Below are 16,291 nucleotides of genomic sequence, written 5' to 3'. Positions count from 1 at the left end.
GCGCAGGCTCATGGAGCACGCTCGAGCGTTCGAGCCGGTCCAGGACCGCCGTATCTACATCGAGAAACTGAGCGGCCTTTTCTATATCGAGACAAGGGTACGCCGGCCGAATATGGCGCCGGCCTCAAGTACGCCCTAGATCAGGACTGAGATCCACGAGAGCGGGACCTACCTGAAAATCCTGCAGGCCGGGAACGACCTGTTCGCGTAGCCGTAGGCTTTGGCCGGCGTTCTTCGGCTCGGTAGGACGAACTGAAAAGCCTATTCTAAGCACATAAATTTCAATAGCCATCTGTTCTTCCGGTCACAGCCGGAACTATTTTTGGCGCTCTGTGCACTTTTGTCCCGCAACAGAAAAACGGCCATTGGGTATCGCCCCGCTGAGGCACGCGCCATCAACGAGCACAAGTAAATCGCATCCAACTAAATTGCCATTTTTTTCCGATGTTGTTCAGTTCACGCTTGCCTTAGCTGCGGTTCGGGTGTGCGATTAGGTCGACCAATCTCGACTGACGCGGGACTGGCCAGGTGGCTCCGGTGACCGACCTTACAGGTCCCCCACACACAAGGTTGCTGGGGCCGCCTCATTTGGCGAAAAACATACTCCGAATCTGACGGTCGCGGCGAAGTGACCGTCATCGTGGCGTAGATTCTTGCGTGTAATCGGTGACGGTCGGCGCGAAAGCACCTCCGATAACATAGGGGGCGTAAATGGTAGAGCGAAAGATTGCGATGCTGCGCGTGCACGAGCAAAACATCGAGCGTTACCAAGGCTTGCTGCGTACCAAACTTAGCGACGTCGAGACCCACTTCATCGAACGGCGCCTATCCGAAGAGCGTTTCGCGATCGAGATGCTGAAATTTATGAGTCGCGGGGAAACGCCCGCGACAGATCATCTGTTCGCATAAAGACGCCCGTATTCCCGACGTAGTAATCCGTTTTGCGATTTGAACCTTTGCACGCTTTGTGCTGGCTCGTCGCATGTCGGGATTTCGTACATCCATCCCGGAGCTAGACCTGCGCCGCCAGCGAGTATTTTGAGCTTAGCGGCGTTGTTGTGCGGCAGGCTTTAGGCCATGCCGATCACCGAAAGCCGATCGAAATCCCGCCCGAGGCCGCTCGCCAGTTCGCAGCGGACATGAAGGCCTATCATTCTGAACGGACGACGTCCGACGCGACCGAATCGCGGTCGGCACCAGGCATATGTTGCTGGAGCATGCCGGCCGGCACCAAGCTGCGGTTGAGCGAAGTCAAAGAACTGTTTGAGTTGATGCGATGAAAAGATAGCGGTACGACGACCCCACCTCGTTTAGGTGGACGGGATGAGCGAGACTCGCGCGTGGATTTGACAACGCGAGGGACGCTCGTTCCATGCATCAAGACAGACATCAAGACAGGCATGATGCCGCCTCCTATCAGCGGATCGAGGTGATCACAGGGGAGAGGCGACGGCGCAGTTGGAGCGATGCGGAGAAGGCGCGGATCGTGGCCGAGAGCGCCGATCCGGAGACGAGAATTTCCGAGGTGGCTCGACGCAACGGGGTGAACCGGGGACTGCTCAGTGTGTGGCGGCGCCAGGCGCGGCTCGCGTCGAGCGAAGCGCCGCAGTTCGTGCAAGTCAGGCTCGACGCCGCCGTCGAGGCGCAGCCGAACGCGATCGATAAGGCGCATGTTCTGACGGATCCGGCCGAGCGGATCGAGGTGATGATCGCGGGCGCGACGGTGCGCGTGCCCGTCGGCGTCGACGCCGCGACGCTGGAGCGCGTGCTGGCGGCGGTGAGGTCGACGCGATGATCTCTTTCGGTCCAATGGTCCGTGTGTTCGTCGCGACGCAGCCGATCGACTTTCGTAAAGGCGTTCATGGCCTTGTCGCGCTGGTAGCGGAGGGATTAGGCGGCAAGCCCTACAGCGGTGACGTTTATGTCTTCCGATCGAAGCGATCGGATCGTTTGAAGCTACTGGTTTTTGACGGCTCGGGAATGGTTCTAGCGACGAAGTGGCTGGAGAATGGGGGCTTCGCCTGGCCACCTGTTCGCGAGGGTACGATGCCGGTGACGGGGGCGCAGCTGGCGATGCTGATTGAAGGTCTTGCGGAGTGGTCGCGTGTAGTCCCGAAGGTGACGAAGCGGCCGACGAAGGTTGCCTGAAGCGTCTTGTTTTGCTGGCGATTGCGAGTGTGTTCGTGTAGCTCTGCGATATGGCGCTTCGCCCCGAAGATCTCCCCTCTGACCCTGCGGCTCTTGCCGAGATGGTGCTGGCTTTCGAAGGCGAGAACGATGATCTGCGCGCAGAGATCGCCACGTTGAAGAGCCTGATCTTCGGCGCACGATCGGAGCGCTCGGCGATCGTCTGCGCCGAACAGATCGCGTTTGATCTGGAACGGACCGCCGGCTCACAGCTCCCGGCCAATGACGACAAACCGGACGCGCCGCGGCCGGAGCGGCGCAAAGCGAAGCGCAACATCGGCGCGCTGCCGGCGCATCTGCCCCGGGTCGAGCGGGTGATCGAGCCGGCGTCTACGCTGTGCCCGTGCTGCACGGGTCAGATGCATCGGATCGGCGAGGAGAGCAGCGAAGCGCTCGATCGGGTTCCCGCGTGGCTGCGTGTGCTCCGCACGATCCGTCCAAAATACGCCTGCCGCTCCTGTGAGGGCCCGATTGTCCAGGCCCCGGCACCGGCGCGGCTCGTCGAGGGCGGCATGGCAACGACGGCGCTGATCGCGCATATCGCCGCGGCCAAATATGCCTGGCAATCGACGCTCTACCGCCAGACGCAGATCCTGGCGGGTCAGGGTGTCGTCGTCGACCGTCAGACGCTGGCGCGCTGGATGGGGAGCGCGGCGTGGCTGGTCAGGGGCCTCTACGATCTGCAACTGAAGACTATGCACGGCTTCGAGCGGCTGTTCTGCGACGAGACGCCGATGCCAGTGCTCGATCCGGGACGCGGCCGCACGAGGATCTGCCAGTTCTGGGCGCATGCGACGGACGATCGGGCGTGGAAGGGGCCGGCGCCGCCGGCGGTCGCCTACGTGTTCGCAGGTGGTCGCGGCAAGAAGGAGATCGTGGCGCAGTTGGCCGGCTTCGAAGGCGTGCTGCAAGTCGACGGCTATGCCGCCTACGCCTCGCTGGCGGGCGATGCGAAGATGTCGGGCCAGATCCAGCTGGCGTATTGTCTCGTTCACGCGCGCCGCAACTTCGTGAGGGTGCACAAGACGACGAACTCACCCTTCGCCGCGGAGGTCATCGAGCGCATTGCGGCCGTCTACGCGATCGAGGAGAGGATCCGCGGTCTCGACGCTGGGGAACGCCGCGCGACGCGACAGGCCGAGACGAAGCCGCGGATGGAGGCGTTGAGGGCCCGTCTGATCGCGGTGAAGGACGGGATCTCCCGCCGCTCGACGCTCATCAAGGCGATCGACTACATGCTCGAACGCTGGCAGGGCCTGACGGCGTTCCTGGATGACGGGCGGCTCGAGCCGGACACCAACACGGTCGAGCGATCGATCAGGCCAATTGCGATCGGAAAAAAGAACTCGTTGTTCAGTGGTGACGAAGGCGGGGGCGAGACCTGGGCGATACTCGCTTCGCTTCTTAACACAGCGAAATTGAATGGCCTCGACCCCGAGGCGTATCTCGTCGACGTTCTCGATCGCATGGTGAGCGGCGCCACGAAGACCAACCAGCTTCACGAACTTCTGGCCTGGAACTGGAAGGCCGCACGCGAAGCCGAAAAGCGGGCCGTGGCATGACGAAGCCGAAGCAAGGGCGGGGAACGCGAAAAGCACGCAAGACGACGATGGCGGACTATGCCATGTCGTTCGAACGGCTCGGGCAATGGATCAGCAAGCGCGCCAGGTCGCCGACGCTTCGGCATCCGCGGGCGACGTCGCTCTCCATGCTCGACGGCGCGGTGGCCGCGGTCGTCGCCGGGCCGGTCTCGATGGCGTCCGAGGAATGGGTGTGCCCGCTCCTCGGCGTAGATCCCGACGCCTTCAATCACGACACCGAGGAGTTCTCGGCAATCGCCGCCACCCTGATGCGCCACAACGCAATCAGCGAGATGCTGTCGACGAGACCGGAGAGCTTCGAGCCGCTGTTCGTGCGATCACCGGACGGCGAAGTCGACCCGCAGCCCTGGTGCATGGGCTTCTACGCGGTCATGAAGCTTCGGCTTCTCGTCTGGTCGCGGCTTCTCTCCCCGAACGGAACCGAACACCTTATGCTGCGGCCGATCTTGGTCCATTGCATCGACGACGCCGGTCGGCCCTTGCTACCCCCGGCCCGGCGCACGCTGGGAACGCAGCCCATCGTCCAAAACGCCTGGCGCAACATTCCAGCAACCGTCGAGGCCCTCCGCCAGTTCTGGATGCCTATACGCTTCAAGCGCGGTGCGTAGGCCGTCCGCACCAAATCCGTGGCTCCGTGGGCCTCTCGTACCGTTTACGATGAAAACTGTCTGGATCTACACGGACGCGGCCAAGAAAGTCGGCGACGAGGACTACATCAGGGTCTTCGCGGCGATTAAGGCCACTGAGAAATGGTTCGCGGACAACGACCCAGAGGGCGTGGCATTTGAGTAGGATGTCCTGGAGTGGGCCATGGCAAGGGACTTGTTGCTTTCATTGCAATTGCCGCATTGGCTGATGATCGCCGGGGCAGTGTTAGTGGTCGGCGGCTGCATCGGATTTGCGATCCGCCAAAACAGGCCGACTCAATCCGTCATCGATCCGGTCAGCAAGCAAAGCCCGGAGCCTCGGAAGATACCCACCGCCGTCGCCGCCCCTCCTTGAATCGAGCCCGCAGACCACAGCGCGGTACTTGGCATCGTCGACCCAGGCTTCGACCACTCAGACGACACGTCGTAGATTGTCTCGGACATGGGCGTCTCCTGATTGCCGCTATTCATCTAGCCTTGGCAAAACGGGAAATCATGTTCTCGATTGAAAGGCCTGGAACCACGTCGAATGGCTCCGCTGCCATTGCTTGTCGGATTGCTGTCAGGCCATCAACCTGACCGCGCGATCAGAAGAATTCAGCCGAGGCGATCATCGATGTAGCGCCTGAGTGCCGATGCGGCGTTTAGCATGTGCGCCCGCATTCGGCGTGCCGCGCTCTCGCCGTCCCCTTCCGCGATCGCCTGCATGATGCTCTCATGCTCCTCCCGCGAACGACGAATGCGATCGCCATGCCGCAATTGCGTGCGGCGGAAGGCGCTGAGCCGTGAACGAACATCCTGGGCCTGCTCGGCCAGGAACGAGTTGTGCGTAGCCCGGTAGATGCATTCATGAAATTCCCGGTTGAATGCGTCATAGGCATCGACATCGTTCGCCTCGACCATCTTGAACGAAGCTTCGTGAAGCTCCATCAGATGGCTGCGTTCGAGTGGCGTCATGCGGTAGGTTGCGAGCCTCACGCACATGGCCTCGACCTCGGCGCTGGTCTCGAACATGTCCATGATGCGCTCTGGCGTCATCCGGGCCACGACGAGGCCTCGACGGCCCCGCACTTCCACCAGACCGCTGACAACGAGTTGGCGAAGCGCCTCCCGCACCGGCGTGCGGGAAGCCCCGAAGCGATCAGCAAGCTGCTGCTCTTCCAATGCCGCCCCGGCGTTGAGCGTGCCGGATGCGATCTCGTCAGTGAGCGCGTTTCGGATGCGGTCGGAAAGCAGACCGCCATCATCTTCGGCTTCGCCTACGACTTTCAAGAAACTCACCATTTTCAGTTACCCCGTGATCGCGCGCACTGAGAAATACAGGACAGAGGGAGCAACCAGACACCCCAAGCCGGTATGAAATGTCGCAGTCAACGCGCCATACGGGACCAGACGCCGATCCGTCGCAGCAAGCCCACCCGAGACCCCGCTGACCGTCCCCATCAAGCCACCGAACACCATGGCGCTACGTGGATTGTTGAGGCCAATCATCTTCGCGACGAAGGGCGTACCGATCATGACGATAACTGCCTTGAATACACCGGTCGCAATCGAAAGCGCAATAACCGGTGAGGATGCGCCGATCGCAGCTCCCGTGACCGGCCCCACGATATAGGTAACCGCGCCAGCACCGATCGTCGTCAGCGATTCGGCGTCGGTATAGCCAAACGCCGCAGCAACGAGAACGCCGAGAACAAACGGCACCACTGTTCCCAATCCGAGCGCGACCGCGCCGATCAACCCGGCCTTGCGCGCATGGACGACATCGACCTCAAATGCGGTCGCGACAATCGCGAAATCCCGTAACATCGCGCCGCCCATCAGGCCGATGCCGGCCAACGCGGGCAGATCGGCGACGCCCTTTTCACCGCCGGTGGCGAGGCCCCCGAGAAAAGCCAGCGCGAGACCCAACATGATCGCGATCGCCGATCCGTGAATGCGTCCGAAGGTGAGGTATTTCGAGATCGCTCCGGAAATCCACATCAGAATTCCGACGGCCGCGAACGCGGTGAGCAGCGAATTGGCGGTGAGAACGTGAGATATCATGTTCATCCGATCCTCCCGGACTTGAAGTGAGGCACCGGCGCGGCGAGTTTCTCGGCCTCACGCGCCTCGATCTCGTCCATCGTCTCGACACGACCGCTCAGCCGGCCGATCAGGGCCACCATCGCGAAACACACCGCGACCGCGCCGATCCCCACGATGAGAACGATCGGACCACCCTTTGCAGCCGCGACGACGTTCTGCTGCGCAGCCATCGCAACCACGATCGGAATGTAGAAGCTGCCCCAGAACTCGACGCCGGTCTTGAGTCCGTGGCTGAGCCGGCTGTGCCGCCCGAGCCAAAGCCGGGCCGCGATGAGGAAGATCATCGCAATGCCGACGCCGCCGACATTGGCCTTCACGCCCAGGGCGACGCCGAGCAAGTCCCCCAGATAGCCGCCCAACAGCGTGCAGATCGCGAGTAGCGCTACGCCGGAAATGGTCACGGGCGCCTCTCCTTGGCCAGTAAGGCGCCGCCCCTTGGACTATTTGCATGCAGTCGCATCGTAAATTCCCTCCTGTGTATGCGAATATCCATCGCTTATGTAGTAACGTATACACTAATTGACATTTAAAAGCAATACGCATACATTTAACCTGATCGGAGCCAACCTCGCATGCCAAGGAGCCGAAATGAGCGATTGGGGTATGCAAAAGGCCGCCTTGGGCGAGCGCCTCGCGGCCGGCCAGCGATACGCAAAGGGAAAGGTCGTCCCGATCCCAGACCTGCCGGAGTTTCTGAGGGCAGTGATCCGGTCAGGCGACCGGGTGTGCCTGGAGGGTGATAATCAGAAGCAGGCCGACATCCTCGCTTCCGCGCTCGCGAACCTCGACCCTGCGCAGGTTCATGACCTTCATATGGTGCAGTCCGGCGTGGTGCTGCCCGCGCATCTCGATGTCTTCGACACGGGCATCGCGCGGCGGCTCGACTTTTCCTATTCGGGCCCGCAAGCGGCGCGCATCGCGAAGATGCTGTTCGGCCGCAAGATCGAGCTCGGCGCCGTCCATACCTATCTCGAGCTGTTCGCCCGCTACTTCATCGATCTCACGCCGAACGTCGCGCTGATCGCCGCGGTGAGCGCCGACAAAGACGGCAACCTCTATACGGGCCCGAATACCGAAGACACGCCGACGGTCGTCGAGGCGACGAGCTACAAGAACGGCCTCGTCGTGGCACAGGTCACCGAGATCGTCGACAAGGTGCCGCGGGTCGACATTCCCGGCGACCTCGTACATTTCGTCGTCGAGGCCGGACGTCCCTTCTATGTCGAGCCGCTCTTCACCCGCGACCCGGCCGCCATCACCGAGACCCAGATCCTGACGGCAATGCTCGCCATCAAGGGCATCTACGCGCCCTACGGCGTGCGCCGGCTCAACCACGGCATCGGCTTCAATACCGCCGCAATCGAGCTGCTGTTGCCGACCTATGGCGAGAAGCTCGGCCTCAAGGGCAAGGTCTGCACCCATTTCGCGCTCAATCCGCATCCGACGATGATTCCGGCGATCGAAGCCGGCTGGGTCGAGCAGATCCATTGCTTCGGATCGGAAGTTGGCATGGAGGACTATGTCGCCGCGCGCTCCGACATCTTCTTCACGGGACCCGACGGTTCGCTGCGATCGAACCGTGCCTTCTGCCAGACGGCGGGCCTCTATGCCTGCGACATGTTCATCGGCTCGACGCTGCAGATCGACCTCGAAGGCCACAGCTCGACGGTGACGACCAGCCGCATCGCCGGCTTCGGTGGCGCGCCCAACATGGGCTCCGACCCGCGCGGCCGCCGTCACCCGAGCGAACCCTGGCTCAAGGCGGGTGCCGAAGCCGACCCCGATTCCACCGCGGCGCTGCGCCGCGGCCGCAAGCTCGTGGTGCAGATCGGCGAGACCTTCGGTGACAGCAATGTCCCGCTCTTCGTCGAGCGACTCGATGCGCTCGAGCTGGCGCGCAAGCTCAACCTCGATCTGGCGCCGGTGATGGTCTACTCCGACGACGTCACCCACATCGTCACCGAGGAAGGCATCGCCAACCTCCTAATGTGCCGCAGCAAGGACGAGCGCGAGCAGGCGATCCGCGGCGTTGCCGGCTACACCGACATCGGCCGCGCGCGCGATGCGAAGCTGGTCGAGCAGCTCAGGCAGCGCGGCGTGATCCGCCGCCCCGAGGATCTCGGCATCGATCCGCTCGATGCCGACCGGCGCCTCTTGGCAGCCCGCTCGATCAAGGACCTCATGCTGGCTTCCGGCGGTCTCTACCGTCCGCCCAGCCGCTTCCGCAACTGGTGAGGAGTTTTGCATGGAAAAGCTCAGCTTCAGACTGACTGCAACCAGATCAGCCGGCGGCAGCCGCGCGCAGGCGATCGTCGGCGTCGTCGCCTCCGGCAATCTCGAAGTGCTGCTGGAGCGAGCCTCGCCGGCCGACACCTGCACGATCGACATCGCAACCGCCGCCCACGGCTTCGGCGCGGTGTGGGACGCCGTGGTGCGCGACTTCGTCGCCCGCCGCTCTGCCGGTGGTCTACGTATCTCCATCAATGACGGCGGAGCCCGGCCCGACACGGTCGCGCTCCGCCTTGCGCAAGGCGTCCGCAAGATCGAGGAGCCGGAACGATGACACAGGTGGCGGCCAACAATGTCTCGCTGAGCTGGTACGAAGCGAGCGCCCGGCAGCGCATCGATGCGCTGGTCGATGCCGGCAGCTTCTGCGAATTCATCGGCCCGGAGCTGCGCGAGATCAGTCCACATCTTTCGATCTTCGACCTGCCGGAGCAGTTCGACGACGGCATCGTCATCGGCCGCGGCCACCTTGATGGCTCGCCGGTGCTCGTTGCAGCGCAGGAGGGACGTTTCATGGGCGGCGCCTTCGGCGAGGTTCACGGCGCCAAGCTCACCGGGCTATTGCGCGCGGCCCGGGCGCTCAAGCAGGACGTGGTGATCCTGTTCGATACCGGCGGCGTGCGGCTTCAGGAAGCAAATGCCGGCGAGCTCGCGATCGCCGAGATCATGCGCGCGGTGATCGAGGCGCGACGCGCCGGCGTCAACGTCGTCGGCCTGATCGGCGGACGCGCCGGCTGCTATGGCGGCGGCAGCCTGATCGCCGGCACCTGCTCGCGCCTGATCATCTCCGAACAGGGGCGGCTCAGCGTCAGCGGCCCCGAGGTGATCGAGACCAACAAGGGCATCGAGGAATTCGACTCGCGCGATCGCGCCCTCGTCTGGCGCACCATGGGCGGCAAGCACCGCTACCTGATCGGCGGCGCCGATGCGTTCGTCGACGACGAGGCGCTGGCGTTCCGCGAGGCGGCGATCGATGCACTTGGGATCAAGCGAGGCTGCAACGCCGAGACTCTCGAAGCCGAACAAAAGCGCCTCGAGCTGCGGCTGCAGCGTTTTGGGGAGGCCGAGGACGCCGTCGAGATCTGGCAGGCGCTTTGTATCGACAATCCGACCGATGTTCCCGCACTTTCGACCGGCGCTTTTCTTCGTGCCGCAGCCAACAGGGAGAACGCCGATGACGCTCGATGACATCCTGACCGGCCTGTTTCCGAACGGCCGCAAGATCGAAACCAACGGCGCGATGATCGCGGGACAAGCGGTCCTGCCTGACGGCAATCTGATCCACGTGCTCGGCGTCACCCAGGGCCAGCCGCTCGGCGTGGACGAAGCCATCGTGCTCGCGGGGCGCGTGATCGAGATCGTCAAGTCCGGGGATCGGGCACCGATCCTGTTCCCGGTGGATTCCGCCAGCCAGCGGATGAGCAAACGCGACGAGCTGCTGGGACTCAGCGAATATCTGTCGCATCTCGCCAAGGCCCTGCTGCTGGCGGAAGCGGAGGGACATCGCACCGTCGGCCTGCTCTATGGCGGCAGCGCCGCCGGCGCGTTCATCGCGACCGCGCTCGCCACCGGCACGCTGGTGGCGCTGCCCGGCGCGCATCCCGCGGTGATGGACCTGCCGTCGATGGCGCGGGTCACCAAGCTTCCGATCGACGTCCTCAAGGCCAAGGCGGAAGCCACACCGGTGTTCACACCAGGGCTCGACAACATGGTGCAGACCGGGGGCGTTCACGTCGTCTGGGACGAAAATGCGCCTTTGGCGCCGCAGCTCGCGGCGGTGCTGCAGCGGGCTCGAGGACAGGACGATCGCGGCCGGCTCGGCACTGAACGCGGTGGGCGGCGGAAAGCTGCCGAGCTTGCCGAGCGCGTTGCGCGCGCCGCCGCCCCGCATCAGGGGGCGCGACATGCTTGAGCCTCTCGCGCGCCACAGCATGGTGAAGGCCTCGACGGCCGGATGGACCGCCGTGATGAACCGTTATCCCGAGCTCGCCAGCGAGCCGATCGTCGCGGGCTGGGCGCATGCGGGTCGTCCCCTCATCGTCCGCCGGCCGGCCTGCAGCGATACCGCAGGCCTCGTTCCGCTCGGCCTGCCGCTGCCGCCGAGCCATGGCAAACAACGTATTGCGGTCTCGCTCGCCACGGCCGATATCGTCGCATCCGCACCTCCGCCGTTGTTGGCCGATGCCGCCGCCGCGGCGCCCGCGACCTGGCACGCGACGATCGAGAAGCTCCTCCGGCTTCTGCCGGAGATCCGCACCTATGGCAGCCTCGCCTGGCAGCATCTCACCGGCCTTCCCTATCTTTCGGACAGCTCAGACCTCGATCTGCTCTGGCCGCTGTCCGCCGCGAAGCAGGCCGGCCCGCTGTTGTCCGACATCGCGCGGATCGCAAAGCAGGCGCCGATGCGGCTGGATGGCGAGATCACAGGTCCAACCGGAGGCGTTCAATGGCGCGAGCTGACCGGCACTGACGCGGACGAAGTCCTTGTGAAAGGCGAGGGAGGCGTCACCACGACGACGCGCGCGGCCTTCCTGGCAGGTCATGTGTCATGACCATCGCGCTCAGATGGCAATCACTGCCGGGACGCGCGCTTCCTGCGGAGCAGCTCGGCCATCTCGCATCGCTCTGCCTGAAGCTCGAAGTCGGGACCTATCCGAAGCCGGGGCTCGTCAGCCATGTCGACAACGGCGCGCATCGCGACATGGATGCCGCCCTGTTGTGCCTGAGCGCCGAGACCTTGATGCCGTTCTTCACCGAACTTGCCGCCGCAGGCGCCGAGGGCGCGGGCATGAACCGGCTGCGCCCCATCGGCGTTGCCGCGGAGCGCGCGATGCTGACCGCAACGCATGGAGTGAATACGCACCGGGGCGCGATCTTCGGGCTGGGCCTGCTCTGCGCCGCGACTGGATATCGGAATGCCGTCGGCGTCCGCAAGTCACTCGGCCGGCTGGTTTCGGAGCGTTGGGGCGACGACATCCTGTCCGGCCCGGTGTCGCTGCGCAGCCACGGCGCCATGGCCGCGCGGCGCTACGGCGCCGGCGGCGCCAGGGTAGAAGCCGCCGCGGGCTTTCCGTCGGTGTACGACATCGCCCTGCCCGCACTGCATGCAGCGCGCGAGCTTGCCCCGCATGACGAGGAAGCCGTCCGCGTCCAGACCTGCATGAGGCTGATCGCTGAGGTCATCGACACCAACCTGCTACACCGGGGCGGGCCCGAAGGGCTGCGTTTCGCCCAAGCCAGCGCTTCAAGCTTCCTTGCCGCCGGCGGCGTCGGGTCTTCGGAATGGCGCAGGCGCGCGGCCGACATTCATCAGGTATTTGTCTCCCGTCATCTCAGTCCCGGCGGCTCTGCCGACCTGCTCGCGATGGCGCTGTTCGTCGATCGGCTGGAGGTCTGATGCTGGCACTGCTATGCGGCGGACAAGGTACGCTCTCAGACAAGATTTTCGATCTTGTCGCAGACCAGCCCGCTGCCGAGCCGATCTTCGCCGCGGCGACCGCTTTTCTCGGTGCGGATCCGCGGGAGTTCGTCAGGACGCGGGCCGCGGATGAACTATCCGTCAATCATTCCAGCCAGATCCTGACCGTCACATCGGCGCTCGCGATCCACGCCTGCATCGCAGACCTCTTGACCGGGCAGATCGCCGTCACCGGCTATAGCGTCGGCGAGATGGCGGCCTGGAGCATCGCGGGAATCTGGACTGCCGGCGAAGCCTTGCGGCTCACGGATATTCGCGCCCGGCTAATGGATAGCGCGGCGGGGCCCGATGGCCGCCTGGGTTACGTTCGCGGGCTCGACCGGGTTACGCTCGCACCTCTGCTTGCAAAGCATCGCTGCGAGATCGCGATCCGAAATCCCGACCTTCTTGTCATTATCGGAGGCGCGGAGCGGGATGTCATCGCGCTCTGCGACGAGGCCGCCCGGGAAGGAGCGCGCACGGGCCTTCTCGCCGTGAAAATCGCGTCGCACACGACGGGGCTCGCGCAGGCCTGCAAACCTCTGCAACAGGCGCTCGATGCCAGCAAGCACGCGGCCGTCGCAGGCCAGCGCGTCTTGCTTGCCGGCGGTGGCGGCGAACGCATCTTCGCGGTCGAACGTGCCACGGCGAAATTGGCAAACCAGCTCGCGCATCCCATCGACTGGGCGGTAGCGCTGGAGGCGCTCGGAGAGCTGGGTGTCACCGAGGTGCTGGACCTCGGCCCGGGACATGCGCTGGCAGAGATGATGCAAGCCTCTCAGCCATCCATGCGCTGCTACGCCGCCGACGGATTTCGCACGATCGCCGGCTTGCAAAAATGGATCACTTCCGAATAAAGCGATTGAGCTGGAACCTATTGACCGACCCATATGGCCGAATTATTCGCAAGGACGATCCGGAGTTCAAAGCGCTGATCGACAGGACTCTGGTTAGGATGATGCAGAGCGATCAGTTCCAGGCGCTCCATACGAAGTAGTTCATGAGCCCAGTCCGCCCAGGAACATCAATTTGAGCGTCCCCGTGAGCGCGACGAACCGCCGGGCGCCCTTTGGGTGTCGGCGATTAGGTCGCGACCGGTGCCGACGACGGCAAGGCCAGAATCGACTCTGTCAAGTAGGAAGCTCAGGAACTAGCCGGCTGCCGGCAAGCGAAGGCCGATCCGTGAGGCCTCCGTCGACCGCTATTTCTGCCGGCGCGCATAGGAGACGGGATAGGTGGCCGATCTCGCGTTGATCATGGGATCTTGCGATTCGATGCCGGACGGAAGCGCATCCGGCAAGAACAGCAGCTCGTGCTGTACTGCGTCGTTGTTCTGCAAGACCTTTGTTATCGCAATCGTGCCAAGCTCTACAATTTGGCGATTCGGGCCACGCCATTGAGGGATCATCGTGCCTGTCTTCAAGGGCCGCAAGTTGAACCACCAACTTGAAGCTCACGGGCCCCCGCTCAACGCCTGTCCAGATTTCCGCACTCAGATAATCCTCAGCCTTCTTGGCGGCTTCGCTGTCGCTCAGATAATGAGCGCCAGCCATTGGCAGAAATTAATAGCGACCAAGCGTGACCTGCCCCTCTCCATTCGTAAACTCGAAGGCGTTTACACCATAGTATGGGAGGGTGGCGTAGCCCACGGGCGCTGGCTTTGGTGCGGTCAAGAATGCCTTCGCCACCGGATGGTTCCAGATAACTATCGAGCGGAGTCGGTTTTGCTCGCCTTCACTCCGCTGTTCTAGCGCGATCAACAAGTCGCGGAAATCGTCGGCCGACGATGACGGGGATCCGTTGAACGAGTGGCGACGATGACGGTGTCCGCGCCATGAGGCAGTCTGAACTTGATTGCCAATCCGCGAGGACTGGCTAGCTCTCGATTGTCGGGAATGTCGGGAATTCCGGCGAGATTCGAAAATCGCACTGTTATGGGGACTGACGTTTGCTGCAGATGAGATGCCTTGCTAATCGTGGACGCCTTCGGGCCGGGCGTGAAACTGCCCTCAAGCACAATCCTGCATGAACGGCGCGCGCACCAGGGTGTGTCGCCGATGGATCCAGCATCCGGCGGCGAACTCAGAGGCTCGCCCGCCATGTCATCCAGTTGCGGTAAATCGGCGATGGTCAGTTCAAGAGCTTCGCCGGTCGCTACATCGGGTTCGGGTGGCAGATCGACCGCGGCGATATCTTCAACGGCCAGCAGGGCTTGAATGATGTCGCTAGCCATCCGCGCGCGCAGCATCGTGATGGACGGACCGATGTAGCGGTCGAGCACCTCACCGCCGCGGGCATCGACATAGTGCGCAATCTGCTCGAGCTTACGCGTGCGAAGCTCGCGCCTGCCGACGTCCCACAATTCCAGATCGATAACAAGGCTACGCCCTGCAGCAAACTCGTCAGGGCTGTTGAAGCCTTCCTCGCGCAAGCGCACACCAATGCGATCACGGGGCTCGACAGCACCGATGCTTTCGATGCGGCGGATAAAGCCACTATAAGAGGGAGCCACCTGTCCGGGAGGTGTTCCCAGCGAGTAGGCCTGTAGCCGATCGCGAAAGGTCTGCATATCATCGCTTGAGGCAAACAGGATCCGCGTCTCATCTTCGTCGCTGGCGAGAAGCGTCTACCCGAGCCGCTCCCAATCCTCCTCCATCGTCATGCCACTCATCCGTACACGCAAGATGAGGGATGGGTCGACAAATTCAGGGCGGCGGCGTTGCTGCTCGGCTATCGCGGTGTCGAGCTCGGTGCGCAGGCGTCGACGGTGGCTGTCAACCTCGCGCTGGGGCGCCGCACCACCGCCGCCATGTTTTCGCCTTTCGAGACGTTCAGGTAACCGAAGGAGCTGGAGGTGATGGCAAAAGAGAAAGAGGATGGTCCCCAGCGTCAGTGACGAGATTAAGTCTACCGTTCAGAGGCAGGGCTACTACATGCGGAAGCGGAGTGAATTGAAGAAGGATCAGGCGGTAAAGTGATGGATGCCGAGTTGGAAACGGGCAAAGGATGCTTCCATCAATAGAGGAGAAGGCGTCCGGGTCGGCGTTATGGGTCAAAACCGCCAAAGTGAACTTGAAGCGAAACATTCGAAGGGGCGGTGTGTTACTCGGGTCCGTATGATCACGGTGTTTCAGACTGAAACGTTGACTGCTGGCACGTGTGTTACACGATCAGGCTTGGCTGGGGATTTCAGGGCCCAGTGCAATAAACAACGCCGCCTAGCGAGCATATTCCGCTAGAACGGCGTTGTGCGCTTCGGGACCAACAACCTCCTAACCACGGGGGCCTTCTCTATTCGACGTTCGCCAGCCCGCTAAGGCGAACGAGGTCTTCGACCTGAAAGTTCGCTTCGTGCGTCTAAAAAAAATAACTCAACTAACGATGGCGGAGGAGGAGCGCGATGTCTGGAAGCGTGCGCCATGAGATGAGGCGAAGGACCTACAGCGGCCTTAGCGGCGCGTGACATGAATGAGGAACGGCGCCAGATCGGGCGGACAGCGGCAGGCACCTGCGTCACGTCGCCGGTAACTTCTATTTCTCGCGAGCAGCGCATTCGACAGTTAGTGCGCTTTAGAATAGACGTGTCAAAAGAGAGCTGATGGCCCGGACTTGTGAAGAAAACGGTTAGAAGACGAGTGCAACCTACTTGCCGAGCAGTCTCTCTACGATGTCAAGCCGCTATCTCTGGACGGAGCGGCCGTCGCGAGTCCATCGGGAGCCATTGTCCGTTGCAAGCAGGTTCTGCGAACAAATTCTTCAGACAATTGAAGCGTCTCCGCACAGCGCGAGTATGCAGCAGGCGGTTGGTACAATCGTCACGATCGGGGATTTCGGGGTCAACTGATCGCAAACTTATCAGAGAGACGCGAGCTCACGACGACCATCGATCCGCGATCGTGACAGCGGTGATCGCTCACCATCCCGCCACGTAGCGCTCATGGCTCATCAAGACGTCGAGGGGCTACATAGGTCTGGTAGGTCAAATTTGGCTTGAAGCTGACGTAAGGGCATATTGTAGCGTCGCC

18 protein-coding genes are annotated in these 16,291 nt (G+C 62.8%); 13 read left to right on the top strand and 5 right to left on the bottom strand.

Features of this window, described 5'->3' with window-relative positions; all coding sequences use genetic code 11:
• Positions 1-711: 711 nt before the first annotated feature.
• The 6 genes from AAFG13_RS38630 to AAFG13_RS38605 all read left to right on the top strand — a co-directional run bounded on the left by AAFG13_RS38630 (position 712) and on the right by AAFG13_RS38605 (position 4,790).
• Complete coding sequence (locus AAFG13_RS38630) at positions 712-909, top strand: hypothetical protein (RefSeq protein ID WP_342710216.1); 198 nt, start codon at positions 712-714, stop codon at positions 907-909.
• 463 nt (positions 910-1,372) lie between these two features.
• Entirely contained in the window at positions 1,373-1,795 is a 423-nt protein-coding gene (locus AAFG13_RS38625; RefSeq protein ID WP_342710215.1) for a transposase, read from the top strand.
• Complete coding sequence (tnpB, locus tag AAFG13_RS38620; RefSeq protein ID WP_018273742.1) at positions 1,792-2,148, top strand: IS66 family insertion sequence element accessory protein TnpB; 357 nt, start codon at positions 1,792-1,794, stop codon at positions 2,146-2,148. The genes AAFG13_RS38625 and tnpB overlap by 4 nt, the downstream gene beginning before the upstream one ends.
• A 50-nt stretch (positions 2,149-2,198) precedes the next feature.
• Positions 2,199-3,749, top strand: coding sequence for an IS66 family transposase (locus AAFG13_RS38615; protein ID WP_172645880.1), 1,551 nt, complete (start codon positions 2,199-2,201; stop codon positions 3,747-3,749).
• Positions 3,746-4,396 (top strand): UPF0149 family protein, encoded by a 651-nt coding sequence (locus AAFG13_RS38610; RefSeq protein WP_244980838.1) that lies wholly within the window; start codon positions 3,746-3,748, stop codon positions 4,394-4,396. The genes AAFG13_RS38615 and AAFG13_RS38610 overlap by 4 nt, the downstream gene beginning before the upstream one ends.
• 202 nt (positions 4,397-4,598) lie before the next feature.
• Entirely contained in the window at positions 4,599-4,790 is a 192-nt protein-coding gene (locus AAFG13_RS38605) for a hypothetical protein (RefSeq protein WP_342710214.1), read from the top strand.
• A 242-nt stretch (positions 4,791-5,032) separates the two neighbouring features.
• Here AAFG13_RS38605 and AAFG13_RS38600 read toward each other — a convergent pair whose 3' ends face one another.
• From AAFG13_RS38600 to madL, 3 genes are read right to left on the bottom strand one after another with little or no spacing between them, the layout of a single operon-like run.
• The gene (locus AAFG13_RS38600) at positions 5,033-5,719 is read right to left on the bottom strand and encodes a GntR family transcriptional regulator (RefSeq protein ID WP_342710213.1); all 687 of its coding nucleotides are present in this window, start codon (positions 5,717-5,719) and stop codon (positions 5,033-5,035) included.
• 6 nt (positions 5,720-5,725) lie between these two features.
• A complete protein-coding gene (gene madM, locus AAFG13_RS38595) occupies positions 5,726-6,487 on the bottom strand; it encodes a malonate transporter subunit MadM (RefSeq protein ID WP_342710212.1) in 762 nt (253 codons plus the stop codon).
• Positions 6,484-6,924: a malonate transporter subunit MadL gene (gene madL / locus AAFG13_RS38590; RefSeq protein WP_342710211.1), complete on the bottom strand. Its 441-nt coding sequence runs from the start codon at positions 6,922-6,924 to the stop codon at positions 6,484-6,486. The genes madM and madL overlap by 4 nt, the downstream gene beginning before the upstream one ends.
• Before the next feature lie 187 nt (positions 6,925-7,111).
• On the opposite strand from madL, the gene mdcA reads away from it, so the two are divergent.
• The 7 genes from mdcA to AAFG13_RS38555 are packed head-to-tail and all read left to right on the top strand — an operon-like array spanning position 7,112 to position 13,123.
• Positions 7,112-8,758, top strand: coding sequence for a malonate decarboxylase subunit alpha (mdcA, locus tag AAFG13_RS38585; RefSeq protein ID WP_342710210.1), 1,647 nt, complete (start codon positions 7,112-7,114; stop codon positions 8,756-8,758).
• A gap of 10 nt (positions 8,759-8,768) precedes the next feature.
• Positions 8,769-9,086, top strand: a complete 318-nt coding sequence (gene mdcC / locus AAFG13_RS38580; RefSeq protein WP_342710209.1) for a malonate decarboxylase acyl carrier protein — start codon at positions 8,769-8,771, stop codon at positions 9,084-9,086.
• Positions 9,083-9,997, top strand: a complete 915-nt coding sequence (locus tag AAFG13_RS38575; RefSeq protein WP_342710208.1) for a biotin-independent malonate decarboxylase subunit beta — start codon at positions 9,083-9,085, stop codon at positions 9,995-9,997. Before mdcC ends, AAFG13_RS38575 begins: the two co-directional genes overlap by 4 nt.
• Positions 9,984-10,721 (top strand): biotin-independent malonate decarboxylase subunit gamma, encoded by a 738-nt coding sequence (mdcE, locus tag AAFG13_RS38570; RefSeq protein ID WP_342710207.1) that lies wholly within the window; start codon positions 9,984-9,986, stop codon positions 10,719-10,721. The genes AAFG13_RS38575 and mdcE overlap by 14 nt, the downstream gene beginning before the upstream one ends.
• Positions 10,714-11,361: a malonate decarboxylase holo-[acyl-carrier-protein] synthase gene (mdcG, locus tag AAFG13_RS38565; protein ID WP_342710206.1), complete on the top strand. Its 648-nt coding sequence runs from the start codon at positions 10,714-10,716 to the stop codon at positions 11,359-11,361. The genes mdcE and mdcG overlap by 8 nt, the downstream gene beginning before the upstream one ends.
• Positions 11,358-12,206: a triphosphoribosyl-dephospho-CoA synthase MdcB gene (gene mdcB, locus AAFG13_RS38560; protein ID WP_342710205.1), complete on the top strand. Its 849-nt coding sequence runs from the start codon at positions 11,358-11,360 to the stop codon at positions 12,204-12,206. Before mdcG ends, mdcB begins: the two co-directional genes overlap by 4 nt.
• Positions 12,206-13,123 (top strand): acyltransferase domain-containing protein, encoded by a 918-nt coding sequence (locus AAFG13_RS38555; RefSeq protein ID WP_342710204.1) that lies wholly within the window; start codon positions 12,206-12,208, stop codon positions 13,121-13,123. The genes mdcB and AAFG13_RS38555 overlap by 1 nt, the downstream gene beginning before the upstream one ends.
• Before the next feature lie 344 nt (positions 13,124-13,467).
• Here AAFG13_RS38555 and AAFG13_RS38550 read toward each other — a convergent pair whose 3' ends face one another.
• Positions 13,468-13,674, bottom strand: a complete 207-nt coding sequence (locus tag AAFG13_RS38550; RefSeq protein WP_342710203.1) for a hypothetical protein — start codon at positions 13,672-13,674, stop codon at positions 13,468-13,470.
• Positions 13,675-14,022: 348 nt separating this feature from the next.
• Positions 14,023-14,835: a hypothetical protein gene (locus AAFG13_RS38545; RefSeq protein WP_342710202.1), complete on the bottom strand. Its 813-nt coding sequence runs from the start codon at positions 14,833-14,835 to the stop codon at positions 14,023-14,025.
• Between the last annotated feature and the right edge of the window lie 1,456 nt (positions 14,836-16,291).

The sequence above is a fragment of the Bradyrhizobium sp. B124 genome, assembly GCF_038967635.1.
In the GTDB taxonomy this organism is placed as follows: Bacteria; Pseudomonadota; Alphaproteobacteria; order Rhizobiales; family Xanthobacteraceae; genus Bradyrhizobium.
Note: the sequence above shows the minus strand (reverse complement) of the source record. Positions and strands in the feature narration are given on the sequence as shown.